The sequence below is a fragment of the Mesorhizobium sp. M0615 genome (genome assembly GCF_040320805.1).
Lineage (GTDB): Bacteria > Pseudomonadota > Alphaproteobacteria > Rhizobiales > Rhizobiaceae > Mesorhizobium.
In genome coordinates, this window is sequence record NZ_JAMYQI010000005.1 from 158,069 (window position 1) to 170,615 (window position 12,547).

Annotated in this window: 10 protein-coding genes; 9 read left to right on the plus strand and 1 reads right to left on the minus strand. The window is 63.6% G+C overall.

The features are described 5' to 3' along the window. The first annotated feature begins 90 nt into the window (after nucleotides 1-90). The 7 genes from NKI46_RS10330 to NKI46_RS10360 all read left to right on the plus strand — a co-directional run bounded on the left by NKI46_RS10330 (nucleotide 91) and on the right by NKI46_RS10360 (nucleotide 8,934). Nucleotides 91-3,159, plus strand: coding sequence for a caspase family protein (locus NKI46_RS10330; RefSeq protein ID WP_023739074.1), 3,069 nt, complete (start codon nucleotides 91-93; stop codon nucleotides 3,157-3,159). 98 nt (nucleotides 3,160-3,257) lie between these two features. Further along, entirely contained in the window at nucleotides 3,258-3,806 is a 549-nt protein-coding gene (locus NKI46_RS10335; protein ID WP_352746038.1) for a histidine phosphatase family protein, read from the plus strand. Between the two features lie 209 nt (nucleotides 3,807-4,015). After that, complete coding sequence (locus tag NKI46_RS10340) at nucleotides 4,016-4,297, plus strand: acyl carrier protein (protein ID WP_010909964.1); 282 nt, start codon at nucleotides 4,016-4,018, stop codon at nucleotides 4,295-4,297. 55 nt (nucleotides 4,298-4,352) lie between these two features. Then, nucleotides 4,353-5,543: a beta-ketoacyl-ACP synthase gene (locus NKI46_RS10345; RefSeq protein ID WP_023681743.1), complete on the plus strand. Its 1,191-nt coding sequence runs from the start codon at nucleotides 4,353-4,355 to the stop codon at nucleotides 5,541-5,543. Between the two features lie 42 nt (nucleotides 5,544-5,585). Continuing rightward, nucleotides 5,586-6,857, plus strand: coding sequence for a beta-ketoacyl-ACP synthase (locus NKI46_RS10350; protein ID WP_023706061.1), 1,272 nt, complete (start codon nucleotides 5,586-5,588; stop codon nucleotides 6,855-6,857). A 36-nt stretch (nucleotides 6,858-6,893) separates the two neighbouring features. Next, complete coding sequence (locus NKI46_RS10355; protein ID WP_352746040.1) at nucleotides 6,894-7,922, plus strand: zinc-binding dehydrogenase; 1,029 nt, start codon at nucleotides 6,894-6,896, stop codon at nucleotides 7,920-7,922. A gap of 4 nt (nucleotides 7,923-7,926) precedes the next feature. Further along, nucleotides 7,927-8,934 carry a lipid A biosynthesis lauroyl acyltransferase gene (locus NKI46_RS10360; protein WP_352746043.1) on the plus strand — a complete coding sequence of 336 codons (1,008 nt, stop codon included), beginning with the start codon at nucleotides 7,927-7,929 and terminating at the stop codon, nucleotides 8,932-8,934. A gap of 13 nt (nucleotides 8,935-8,947) precedes the next feature. On the opposite strand, the gene NKI46_RS10365 is transcribed toward NKI46_RS10360, so the two are convergent. Continuing rightward, nucleotides 8,948-9,379 (minus strand): L,D-transpeptidase, encoded by a 432-nt coding sequence (locus NKI46_RS10365; protein ID WP_023681747.1) that lies wholly within the window; start codon nucleotides 9,377-9,379, stop codon nucleotides 8,948-8,950. A 223-nt stretch (nucleotides 9,380-9,602) separates the two neighbouring features. Here NKI46_RS10365 and NKI46_RS10370 point away from each other — a divergent pair, with 223 nt between their 5' ends. Then, nucleotides 9,603-10,883: an acetylornithine deacetylase/succinyl-diaminopimelate desuccinylase family protein gene (locus tag NKI46_RS10370; protein ID WP_352746046.1), complete on the plus strand. Its 1,281-nt coding sequence runs from the start codon at nucleotides 9,603-9,605 to the stop codon at nucleotides 10,881-10,883. A gap of 121 nt (nucleotides 10,884-11,004) precedes the next feature. Continuing rightward, complete coding sequence (locus NKI46_RS10375; RefSeq protein ID WP_352746049.1) at nucleotides 11,005-12,480, plus strand: ABC transporter substrate-binding protein; 1,476 nt, start codon at nucleotides 11,005-11,007, stop codon at nucleotides 12,478-12,480. Nucleotides 12,481-12,547 lie beyond the last annotated feature (67 nt).

Here is a 12,547-nt window from a genome sequence, read left to right on the forward strand (position 1 = left end):
TGATCCTCGATCCGCCCGGCGCCTGAATTTGATCATGGTCGGGTGGCAGCGCTATACAGGCTTGGGATCGTCAGGGCGGACACACAGCGAATGGTTGCGACGCCGAAACAGCGTCATTTCAGACGGGAGTGGCTGGTCAGACAGGAGTGGCTGGTCAGACAAGTGTGGCTGGTCAGACAGGGGTGGCTGGCGGGTTTCGTCGCTATACTGCTTTGCCTTGGCGTATCTGAGGCCCAGGCCGCCGAGACCAAAAGTCTCAAGGGCGTGGCGCTGATCATCGGCCAGTCGAAATACGAGCACATCGCAGCCCTTGCCAACCCGGCCAACGACGCCCGCGACATGGCCAAGATGCTTACCGACCTCGGCTTCGATGCCCGCAACGTCACCGATCGCGATGCCGCCAAACTGAAGCGCGATCTCGATCGCTTCGTCGAGGATGCCGAAGGCGCCGACGTCGCCTTCATCTATTATTCCGGCCACGGCATCGAGGCGGGCGGCGAGAATTATCTGGTGCCGGTCGATGCCGACGTCTCGTCGTTGAAAAATGCCGGTGAGGCGCTGGTGCCGATTTCAGCCGTCATGGACGAGCTGAAAAAGACCGTGCCGGTGACGATCGTGCTGCTTGACGCCTGCCGCACCAACCCGTTTCCGCCGGATGCCGTGGTGCGCCGGGGGCCGACGGCTTCCGCCGAGCCTGTCGGCGCCGGCGGGCTGGAACCGGTGCGCGGCGCCAAGGCCCTCGGCAATGCACCAGCCGCCGATGCGAGCCTGGGAACCGTGGTCGGCTTCGCCGCCGAGCCGGGCCGACCCGCACTTGATGGCGCAGCCGGCGAAAACAGCCCCTACGCCGCCGCCCTGCTGCGCCACCTCACCGCGATGAAAGGCACGGAATTCGGCTCGGTCATGCGCATGGTCACCGAGGAGGTCTATCTCGACACCAAGGCAAAGCAGCGCCCCTGGGTCAGCGAGAGTCTGCGTCGCCTGCTCTATTTCGGCGTCGCGCCGCCGGAACCGACCGGCGACGACGGGCTGATCACCGGTGAGCGGCGGCAATTGCTGCTGACCATTTCCGACCTGCCCGATCCCAAACGGGCTCAGGTGGAGTTGGCTTCTCTCCAGGACGGCGTGCCCCTTGACGCGCTCTACGGCGTGCTCAAGGCGCTCGGCACGGAAAAGATCCCTGAGGATCCCAACGACCTGCAGAAGGTGCTGGACAGCCAGGCCGAGCGTCTGAAGAAGATGATGGCCGAGCGCGCCGCATTACGCACCGACGATCCCGAGATCAGTCGCCTGGTCGCATCCGCCGACAAGGCCATAGGCCAGGGCGCCATGGTGACGGCGCGCAAATTCCTCGACGACGCGGTCGGCCGGATCGAGGAAAACAGCGGTGCGGTGGATGAGGCCGAGGACCTGCTCCGGCAAAAGCGCATCGCCGACGCCGCCATCTATGCCAAACGCGCCGACGCCGCCGCGCTGGTCTTCGACTACAAATCCGCCGCCAACGACTATGCCAAGGCGTATTCGCTGGTCGAGAAGTGGGACGAAAAGCTGCGCTGGAACTACAAGAACCAGGAGGCCGAGGCGTTGAACGCTCATGGCTACGCCACCGGCGACCTCGATGCGCTACAACAGTCCATCGAGGCCTATCATGTCATCTTGAACTTCATTCCCAATGGCGAACAGAGCCGCGATTGGGCAATCACTCGCAACAACATGGCGGTCGTGCTGCAAACCATCGGCGAACGCGAAACCGAGACCGCGCATCTGGAAGAGGCAGCGCAGATCTTCCGCGGTTCGCTTGCCGTTTTCGAGCGCGAGAAGGACGACCGCAACTGGGCCGCGGCGCAGAACAACCTGGCCAACGTGCTTCTGAAGATCGGCGAACGCGAGAGCGACCCGAAGCGTCTCAATGAAGCGGTGGCGGCGACGCGCGCCACCCTTGAGAAGCGTCCGCGCGACAAGCTGCCGTTGGACTGGGCCGGTTCGCAGAACAATCTAGGCCTCGCGCTCTATGCACTCTCCGAGCGTGAGCCTGCCGGCGAGCATCTCACCCAGGCGGAAGCAGCCTACCGGCTGGCGCTTGAGGAATACACACGCGAGAAAGCACCCGTGGAATGGGCGATGGTCGAGAACAATCTCGGCAACACGCTTGTAACGCGTGGCATCCAGCTCAACGACAAGGCGAAGATCAACGAGGCGGCCGACGCGTTTCGCGCCGCGCTGGAAGTGCGAACCCGCGAGACTTTCCCGGTGTCCTGGGCGACCAGCCGCCTCAACCTGGGCAATGCGCTGAGCGGTATCGCCCGCTTCGATATGGGCACGGCTACGCTCGAAGAAGCTGCTGCTGCCTATGACGACGCTCTGACGGTGTTTACCCGCAAGCGCTTCCCGATGGACTGGGCGTCAGCCCAGAACAATCTCGGCTCGATCTATCAGACGCTGGGCCAGCGCACGCGTGATGCGGCCAAGCTGGAACAGTCGGCGGCAGCCTTCCAGGCGGCACGGCAGGTCTATGTCAGGCGGAAGTTCCCGCAGGACTGGGCGATGAGCTACTACAATCTCGGCAACACGCTGCAGCTTCTCGGCGGCGTCACCGACAAGCCCGAGCATTACAGCGAGGCGGTCGACGCCTACGGCAATGCGTTGCGCGAGTACAAGCGCGAGACGAACCCGCGGCAATGGGCAATGGCCCAGGCCGGCCTTGGCTCGACGCTGCACTGGTTGAGCATGGGCAATGGCGATGCCAAGACCCTGCAGGATTCGATTGCGGCGCGGCGAGCCGCGCTCGAAATACTCACCATCGAGGCCGCGCCGGTCGACTGGGCCAACGCTCAAAATGGCATCGGTATGAGCCTGCTCAACCTCGGCAATCTCCAGCGGACCGACAAATATCTCAACGACGCCGAAGCGGCGTTCACGGCGGCGCTGAAGGTGTTTACGCGCGAAAGTCAGCCGCTGCAGTGGGCCTTCGAGCAGAACAATATCGGCGACGTCCACTGGAACCGCGCCAGCTATGGCGCGGGCAAGCCGGAATATCTCAAGGCGATCGAATTCTTCGAGAACGCCAAGCAGGGCTTCACCGAAGCCGGCTACACCATCCCTATCCCGCTCACCGATCAGAAGATCGAGCTGGCGAAGAAGCAAATGGCGAAAATGTGAAGCGAACCGAGGGTTCGCCTTTCGCTTGTCTTTGTGCCGGCTTTCCGATCCCTATATCAGAATGACCGGAGCGGCATCCGGCTCCCGGAAAGGTTTCGATGATTCGATTTGTGCTGTCGCTGTTCCTGCTTGCTGTTCCCGCCGTCGCCCACGCGACCGACGCCGGCTGGGCGCTGCTGCGTGACGGCGGCCATGTCGTGCTGCTTCGCCACGCACTGGTCACCGGCACCACCGACCCCGCCAATTTCGTCATCGACAACTGCGCCACCCAGGTCAACCTATCGGCGCGCGGCAAGCAGCAGGCGAGCAAGATCGGCGCCTTGTTCGGCGCCCGCGCCGCCCCCATCGAGCGGGTGCTGTCCAGCCGCTATTGCCGCTGCCTCGACACTGCCCGCATCGCCTTCGAAGCGGAGCCGGAGCTCTTTGCGCCGCTAGACCTCCTGAGGAGCGATCCGACCGAGAAGGCCGCGCAGCTCGACACGGTGATGAAGGAAATCCGCGCCTACACCGGTTCCGACAATCTGGTCATGGTCACGCATCTCGAAAACATCGTCGCGCTGACCGGCGTCTCGCCGCGCGAGGGCGAAGCGGTGGTGGTCGAGCCGCAGGGCGATGGCTTGCGCGTGCTCGGCCGCGTCACGTTCTGAGAGAGCCAGTGGTCAAGCTCCGTGAAAACTAAGCTGACGTAACGTCAACTGGAAGGGCCACCGGCTTGTCGGGCGGCCCTTCTTGTCTTCACGGGAGGGCCATCCCATCTGCGCCCCGCGCATCAGGCCTTTTCCTGCCGGGAAAAACCGATTAGACAGCGCCCAAACCAGATGCGGACAGATTCCGCCCGCAACCGAAGGAAGAGCCCTTGTCCACCACGTTCGACAAAGTCGCCAAGATCATTGCCGACACCAGCGAGATCGATATCGACACCATCACTCCCGAGAGCCACACGATCGACGATCTCGGCATCGACAGTCTCGATTTCCTCGATATCGTCTTTGCCATCGACAAGGAATTCGGCATCAAGGTGCCGCTGGAAAAGTGGACCCAGGAAGTCAATGACGGCAAGGCTTCGACCGACGATTACTTCGTCATGAAGAACCTGTGCGCCAAGATCGACGCGCTGGTCGCCGCCAAGACCGCCTGATATCGGCTGGCGCGCGGCCTTGACGGGCTGCGCCGCCTGACCCACAAAGCCGCTCATGAGCAGCCCTCGCGACGTCGTCATCACCGGTATCGGCCTTGTCTCCTCGCTGGGAGAGGGTCCGGATACCCACTGGCAGAAGCTGGCGCAGCCGGGCCTGCAGCCGGTGCTCGAATCCGCGCGCTTTGCGCCCTACACCGTGCATCCCCTGCCGGAGATCGACTGGAACTTGCAGATCGCCAAACGCGGCGACCAGCGGCAGATGGAAACCTGGCAGAGGCTGGGCACCTATGCCGCCGGCATGGCGCTGGATGACGCCGGCATCAAGGGCAATGACGATCTCTGCACGACGATGGACATGGTGGTGGCCGCCGGCGGCGGAGAGCGGGACGAGGCGGTCGATGCCGCCATCCTCGCAGCGTCCGAGAGCCGCAACGACCGCGACGTGCTGCTCAACGAGAAACTGACCACCGAATTGCGGCCGACCCTTTTCCTGGCCCAGCTCTCCAATTTGCTCGCCGGCAACATCTCCATCGTCCACAAGGTGACGGGGTCGTCGAGGACCTTCATGGGCGAGGAAGGTGCCGGCGTCGCGGCCGTCGAGACCGCCGCCGCGCGCATCCGCTCCGGACAGTCGACGCACATACTGGTCGGCGGCGCCTTCCAGACCGAACATTCCGACATGCTGCTCGGCTATGAGCTGGCCGGTTATCTGCATCGCGGCCCATGGAAGCCGGTCTGGCAGAGACAGGGCGCCGAGGGCGGCGGCCTGGTCTCCGGCTCCGGTGGCGCCTTCCTGGTGCTGGAGCAGCGCGAACACGCGCAAAGCCGTGGGCGGAAAATCTATGCCGAGCTCGGACCGGTCGTCTCAGGCCGCGCCCGGCGCTCGCGCGGCGAGCTTGACGCCGAGATCGCGGCATTGCTCAAACAGGCGGCTCTCCCGAACGGCAAGTTGCTGGCCCTGTCGGGCGCCTCCGGGGCGCATACCGCAACGTCAGCCGAAAAGTCAGCGCTGGATGCCAATCCGGCGATATCGGCGCGCGGCTTCGCCACGCTGACCGGGCATATGAAGGAAGCGCAGTTTCCATTCGCGGTCGCCCTCGCCGCCCTGGCCGTCGACCGCAAGGCCGCCTACCCCGTATTCGACGCCGCGGCCGAGAAGCCGTTCGAAGGCATTCCCGAAACCGTGCTCGCAACGGCAATCGGCTATCACCAATTCGAGGGCATGGCGCTGGTCAACGCTGCTTGAAGCAGCGCTGCGCGATCATGCTGCAAAGTTAAGAGGTTCCGGATGGCCAATCTCAGAGATCACATGGGCAGGCCGATCGTCGCCGTCACCGGCATCGGCGTGGTAACCTCGCTCGGCATCGGCAAGGCAGACAATTGGGCGGCACTGACCTCCGGCAAATCGGGCATCCACCCGATCACCCGCTTTCCCGTCGACCACCTCAACACCCGCATCTCCGGTATGGTCGATTTCCTCGACTCAAGCTCGAAAGGCGCCAGCCTGCTGACCTACGAACTGGCCGAAACCGCCGCGAATGAGGCGGTGGCCGAATCCGGCCTCGATTCCTCTGATTTCGGTGGCCCGCTCTTCCTCGCCTCGCCGCCGGTCGAACTCGACTGGCACGACCGCTTCGCGCTCTACAATTCCGACGGCAAAGGCGCCGGCGCCGAAAGGCTGCTCAGGGTGGCGCGCGGGCTGAAGGAAACAGATACGTTCGCAAGCACGCAGTTCGGCGCGATCGCCGACCGGCTGGCCGACCGCTTTGGCACGCGCGGCCTGCCGATCACGCTGTCGACGGCCTGCGCTTCGGGCGCCACCGCCATCCAGCTCGGGGTCGAGGCGATCCGCCGCGGCGAATGCGACCGGGCGCTGTCGATCGGCGCCGACGGTTCGGCAACCGCCGAGGCGCTGATCCGCTTTTCGTTGCTCTCGGCGCTGTCGACCCACAATGACATCCCGGAAAAGGCGTCAAAACCCTTCTCCAAGGACCGCGACGGCTTTGTGCTGGCCGAAGGCTCCGGCGCTCTGGTGCTGGAATCGCTTGAGGCGGCCCTTGCACGGGGCGCAAGCGTTCTCGGCATCCTGCGCGGCTGCGGTGAAAAGGCCGACGATTTCCATCGCACCCGTTCCAAGCCCGACGGTTCCCCGGCGATCGCAGCAGTGCGCGCCGCTCTTGCCGATGCCGGCTTGAGCAAGGACGAGATCGACTACGTCAACGCTCACGGCACCTCGACGCCGGAAAACGACAAGATGGAGCATCTGTCGCTGTCGACCGTGTTCGGCGATCGCATCGGCTCGATGCCGGTCTCGTCCAACAAGTCGATGATCGGCCACACGCTGTCGGCGGCGGGTGCTGTCGAAGCGGCGTTTTCGCTGATGACCATGCGCGAAAGCGTCATTCCGCCGACCATCAACTACGACAATCCCGACCCGGCAATCGTGCTCGACGTGGTGCCCAACAAGAAGCGCAATGCCGAAGTCGGCACCGTGCTCTCGAACTCGTTCGGCTTCGGCGGCCAGAACACTTGCCTTGTCATGGCGCGGGAACCGGTCTAAGCGACCTTTTTCAGCCAGACTGAACTGACAGGCTCCATGCGCGCACTGCAACTTATCGAGGACCGCCGTCTTGAAACGGTGGACCTGCCGCCCCCGCCGCCCCCCGCATTGGGCGAAGTCACGCTGCGCATCAAGGCGGTGGCGCTGAACCATATCGACGTCTGGGGCTGGCGCGGCATGGCGTTCGCCAAGCGCAAGCTGCCGCTGGTCGTCGGCGCCGAAGCTTCCGGCGAGGTCGAGGCTGTCGGCCCCGGCGTGTCCAGCCTGCTGCCCGGACAATTGGTGTCGATCTACGGCGCGCGCACCTGCGGCCTTTGCCGCGCCTGCCGCGAAGGCCGCGACAATCTCTGCGAACATGTCTCGGGCGTCCACGGCTTCCATCTCGACGGCTTTGCCCAGGAGAAGATCAACCTGCCGGCGCGCCTGCTGGTCCCTGCTCCTCCCGGCGTGACCGATGTCGGCGCGGCTGTCGCCCCCGTCACCTTCGGCACCGTCGAGCACATGCTGTTCGACAATGCCAAGCTGCAGCCCGGCGAAACCATCCTCATCCATGCCGGCGGCTCCGGCATCGGCTCGGCGGCGATCCAGCTGGCCAAGCGCATGGGTTGCACCATCATCACCACGGTCGGTTCCAACGACAAGATCGACAAGGCCAAGGCGCTCGGCGCCGACCATGTCATCAACTACCGCGACGATCGTTTCGAAGGCGTCGTGCGCAAGCTCACCAGGAAGAAGGGCGTCGACGTCGTCTTCGAACATGTCGGCGCCGACACCTTTGCCGCCTCGATGCTGTGCCTCAAGCGCGGCGGCCGCCTGGTCACCTGCGGCTCGACCTCCGGCGTGTCGACGCAGATCAATCTGATGCAGCTGTTCCAGCAGCAGCTGAAGCTGCTTGGGTCCTTCGGCTGCCGCATGGAGAACATGGCCAACACCATGCAGAAGATGGCGGCGGGACAGGTCGCACCTGTCATCGACACCGAAGTCGGCTTCGACGGCATCGACGCCGCGTTGAAGCGCATGGAAGGCCGCGACGTGTTCGGCAAGATCATCCTGCGCGTTTCTTAGGACCATGGCCGGCTCGGTGTTCAAGAAAGCCCGCCGGGACTTCATGTTCCGCTATGGCCGAAGACTGCGCCAGATGGAGCACTGGCTGGTGGCGCGCGTGGCGATGACGATCATCTCGCTGCTGCGCCTCTTGCCCGCGGACAGGGCGCTCAATTTCGCCGACCGGGCGGCACGCCGCATCGGTCCGCGCGTCGGGCGCCACCGCGTCGCCGTCAACAATCTGCGCCTTGCCTATCCCGAAAAGAGCGATGCCGAGATCGAGGCCATCGCCTCCGACATGTGGGGCAACATGGCCCGGCTCGCCGCCGAATACATCTTTCTCGACGCGCTCTTCGACTATGATCCGAACGCAGCGACGCCCGGCCGCGTCGAAGTCGGTGGCGCCGATCATTTCCATCAGATAGCTGGCGAGGACAAACCGCATATCCTGTTCACCGGCCATCTCGGCAATTTCGAGCTGCTGCCCGTGGCAGCCGCGACGTTCGGCATGAAGATCACGGCGCTGTTTCGTCCGCCCAACAATCCTTACCTCGCCGATTATATCCATTCGACGCGGCGTTCGAGCATGGGCGCCTTGCTGCCGTCTTCGACCGGCGCCTCCTTCGCGCTGGCGTCGATTCTGGAGAAAGGCGGCAATATCGGCGTGCTGGTCGACCAGAAATTCTCCAGCGGGCTGGAGACGATCTTCTTCGGTCGCCCATGCCAGAGCAATCCGGTTCTGGGCATGCTCGCTCGTCACTATGATTGCGACGTCTATCCGGCGCGATGTGTGCGGCTGCCAGGCAACCGCTTCCGCCTCGAGATCGAGGACAAGCTGACCTTGCCGCGCAATGAAAGCGGCAGCGTCGATGTCGCGGCCACCACCCAACTGCTCGCCGACGTGGTCGAGCGCTGGGTGCGCGAAGATCCGGGACAGTGGATGTGGTTCCACAAAAGGTGGGAAATCTCAGGCCGGCGTCGCCGGCGGCGCGGACAGGCCAACGCCACCGGCCAGGGGCAGCGTCAATCTTAAGTCGTCGAAAGCCTCAGTTCGTCACAACGATCCGCGTATTGCCGAAGCCGACTTCGCGCACCATCGCATAGAACATCGCGGCATTGGCGGTGTGCAGCCGCACGCAGCCATGCGATGCCGGACGCCCTAGCTGCCTGACCGCGCCGGTGCCGTGGATGGCGTAGCCGCCATGGAAGAACACCGAGTAAGGCATTGGCGACATGTGGTATTTTTTCGAATACCACATCCGCGCCGTGCGTTGCGGCCGATAGGTGCCGCGCGGCGTGAAATAGCCACTGCGGGCGGTCGACACGCTCCAGCGATAAAGCACCTGGCCGTATTGGCTGACGGTCATGGTCTGCGACGAGACGTCGATGCTGGCCACCAGCGAGGCAGCCCTGCTTTCGATGGACGTGCCGAACAGCATCGCAGCAAAAGCAGCTGCCATGAGAACGATTTTAGTCATGAGATCAAACCCCTTTGATGCCCCTTGCCTGCCCTGTCATCACGCGGTTTTTCATCTTTTTAACGACAGGTGAGTGATCTAACACACACTCCTTGATAAATTCGCCAATCTAAAGCAGCGAATTTGAACGATTTTCCCGCCATAGTTGCCGCTGCGACACGAAGTTTCGGCGCCAGTGCCGCGATGCTTGCAAAACCACCCCCTTGCCTGCTCAAATCCGGGAATGAACGAACGACTCTTCAAAGCGATAGACGCCCGTGTTGATGACCTGGTCGCACTGACCGTCGAGCTGATCGGCTTCCCGACCATCAACCCACCTGGCGAAGCCTATCGCCCCTGCGCCGAATATATCGGGGCGCGCCTAGGCAGGCTTGGCTTCGAAACCGAATTCATCCGCGCCGAAGGCACGCCCGGCGATACCGACCGCTATCCCCGCGTCAATGTCGTCGCCCGCTTCGACGGCCGCTCGCCTGGGGCCTGTGTCCATTTCAACTCGCACATCGATGTGGTCGAAGCCGGCGAAGGCTGGAGCGTCGATCCCTTTGCCGGCGTGGTGAAGGACGGCAAGGTCTACGGCCGCGGCGCCTGCGACATGAAAGGGGGCATGGCCGCCTCGATCATCGCGGCGGAAGCCTTCATGGAGGTTTTCCCCGACTTTCCCGGCGCCATCGAAATTTCCGGCACCGTCGATGAAGAGTCCGGCGGCTTCGGCGGCGTCGCCCATCTGGCGAAGCTTGGCTATTTCTCGAAACCCAAGGTCGATCACGTCATCATCCCCGAGCCGCTGAACAAGGACCGCATCTGTCTTGGCCATCGCGGCGTCTGGTGGGCGGAGATCGAGACCAAGGGCGAGATCGCGCATGGCTCGATGCCGTTCCTCGGCGACAATGCGGTGCGCCACATGGGCGCCGTGCTGCAGGCCTTCGAGGATGAACTGTTTCCGGCGCTCGACCGCAAGGTGACGCGCATGCCTGTCGTGCCCGAAGGCGCAAAGCGCTCGACCATGAACATCAACTCGATCCATGGCGGCCAGACTGAGGATTTCCGCCCCGGCCTGCCCTCACCCAACGTGCCCGACGCCTGCCGGCTGACCATCGATCGCCGCTTCCTGCTCGAGGAGGACCTTGCCACGGTCAAGAGCGAGGTGACCGATATCCTCGACCGGCTGAAGCGCGAGCGCAAAAAGTTCGACTACGAGATTCGCGACCTGATGGAGGTGCTGCCGCTGATGACCGAGCGCGATGCGCCGGTGGTCCAGGCGGTGGCGCAAGGCATCATGGCGATCTTCGACCGCGAGCCGGATTATGTCATTTCACCAGGTACTTACGACCAGAAACACATCGCCCGCATCGGCCACATCTATGATTGCATCGCCTATGGCCCGGGCATTTTGGATCTCGCCCACCGGCCCGACGAATGGGTCGGTATCTCTGATATGGTGGAGTCGGCCAAGGTGATGGCGATCGGGCTGAATGTGCTGCTCAGGGGCACGGCCGCGGACTGAACCATCGGCTTCGCTGAAAAAACATTCCTCCCCGCGCCGCTGCGGAGCACGAAACGCAATTTACTCCACCTCGAAATCACGCTTCTATCGCACTAGGGTTCGAGCATTTGGGAGTTGCACGATGAAATTGTGGAAAACCATTCTTGCCGCCACGGTGCTGGCACTGGCCGGCAGTCAGGCATTTGCCGCACGCACCGACCTGGTGATCGGCATTCCGCTCGAGCCGCCGCATCTCGATCCGACCGCCGGTGCTGCCGCGGCGATCGACGAAGTGCTCTACGCCAACGTCTTCGAGGGCCTGACCCGCATCGGCCCGAATGGCGAAGTGCTGCCCGACCTCGCCGAGAGCTGGGCCATTTCCGACGACGGCAAGGTCTACACCTTCAAGCTGCACACCGGCGTCAAATTCCATGACGGCAGCGACTTCGACGCCGGGGACGTGAAGTTCTCGCTCGACCGCGCCCGCGCCGACAATTCCGTAAACGCGCAAAAGGCCCTGTTCGCCGCCATCGATACGGTCGAAGTCGTCGGTCCGGCAACGGTCAAGGTGACGCTGAAGAACCCGCAAGGGTCGTTCCTTTACAATCTGGGCTGGGGCGACGCCGTGATCGTGGCGCCGGAGAGCGCCGACACCAACAAGGAAAAGCCCATCGGCACCGGCCCGTTCAAATTCCAGAGCTGGGCCAAGGGCTCGTCGATCACGCTGGTGAAATCGGACACTTACTGGGGCGCCCCGGTGTTCCTCGACAAGGCCGAGTTCCGCATCGTTCCCGACGCCGCTGCCGCCGTGCCGGCGCTGCTCTCCGGCGACATCCAGGCTTTCCCTTTCTTCGATCCCGACAGCGTCGCGCAGGTCAAGGACGATCCGCGCTTCAAGGTGGTGATCGGCTCGACCGAGGGCGAGACCATTCTGGCGATCAACAACAAGAAGCCGCCTTTCGACAAGCTCGAGGTGCGGCAGGCAATTGCCTTCGCGCTCGACCGCAAGGCGATCATCGACGGCGCCTCTGCCGGCCTCGGCGTGCCGATCGGCTCGCACATGTCGCCCGCCAGCAAGGCCTATGTCGACCTCACCGGCCTGTACCCGCACAATGTCGACAAGGCCAAGGAGCTGCTGAAGCAAGCCGGCTTCGAAAACGGAATCAAGGCCACGCTGAAACTGCCGCCGCCTTCCTATGCACGGCTTGGCGGCGAGATCATCGCCTCGCAGCTGCGCGATGTCGGCATCGACCTGGAAATCGTTCCGGTCGAATGGGCGCAGTGGCTGGATCAGGTGTTCACCAAGAAGGATTACGACCTGACCATCGTCTCCCACACCGAGCCCAACGACATCGATATCTATTCGCGCAAGGACTACTACTTCAACTACGACAACCCCGCCTTCGACAAGATCATCGCCGAGCTGAACCTCACCTCCGACGACGCCAAGCGCAACACGCTGCTCGGCGAAGCACAGAAGATCCTGGCCGACGACGCCGTGGTGGGGTTCCTCTATGAACTGCCGAAGGTCGGCGTCTGGGACGCCAAGCTGCAGGGCCTGTGGGAAAACGCGCCGATCCAGGCGAATGACCTGACCAAGGTGAAGTGGGCGGATTGAGGCGGCGGGCCAAAGGGCGGCGTTTGCGCTCCGTCACACCCCCCTCTGCCCTGCCGGGCATCTCCCC

Bases quoted from the DNA above. Each gene is read 5' to 3' on its own strand.
- NKI46_RS10355 (WP_352746040.1), top strand. From the start codon at position 6,894: ATGCGCGCACTGCAACTTATCGAGGACCGCCGTCTTGAAACGGTGGAC.
- NKI46_RS10330 (WP_023739074.1), top strand. From the start codon at position 91: ATGGTTGCGACGCCGAAACAGCGTCATTTCAGACGGGAGTGGCTGGTC.
- NKI46_RS10375 (WP_352746049.1), top strand. From the start codon at position 11,005: ATGAAATTGTGGAAAACCATTCTTGCCGCCACGGTGCTGGCACTGGCC.
- NKI46_RS10365 (WP_023681747.1), bottom strand. From the start codon at position 9,379: ATGACTAAAATCGTTCTCATGGCAGCTGCTTTTGCTGCGATGCTGTTC.
- NKI46_RS10335 (WP_352746038.1), top strand. From the start codon at position 3,258: ATGATTCGATTTGTGCTGTCGCTGTTCCTGCTTGCTGTTCCCGCCGTC.
- NKI46_RS10370 (WP_352746046.1), top strand. From the start codon at position 9,603: ATGAACGAACGACTCTTCAAAGCGATAGACGCCCGTGTTGATGACCTG.
- NKI46_RS10350 (WP_023706061.1), top strand. From the start codon at position 5,586: ATGGCCAATCTCAGAGATCACATGGGCAGGCCGATCGTCGCCGTCACC.
- NKI46_RS10360 (WP_352746043.1), top strand. From the start codon at position 7,927: ATGGCCGGCTCGGTGTTCAAGAAAGCCCGCCGGGACTTCATGTTCCGC.
- NKI46_RS10345 (WP_023681743.1), top strand. From the start codon at position 4,353: ATGAGCAGCCCTCGCGACGTCGTCATCACCGGTATCGGCCTTGTCTCC.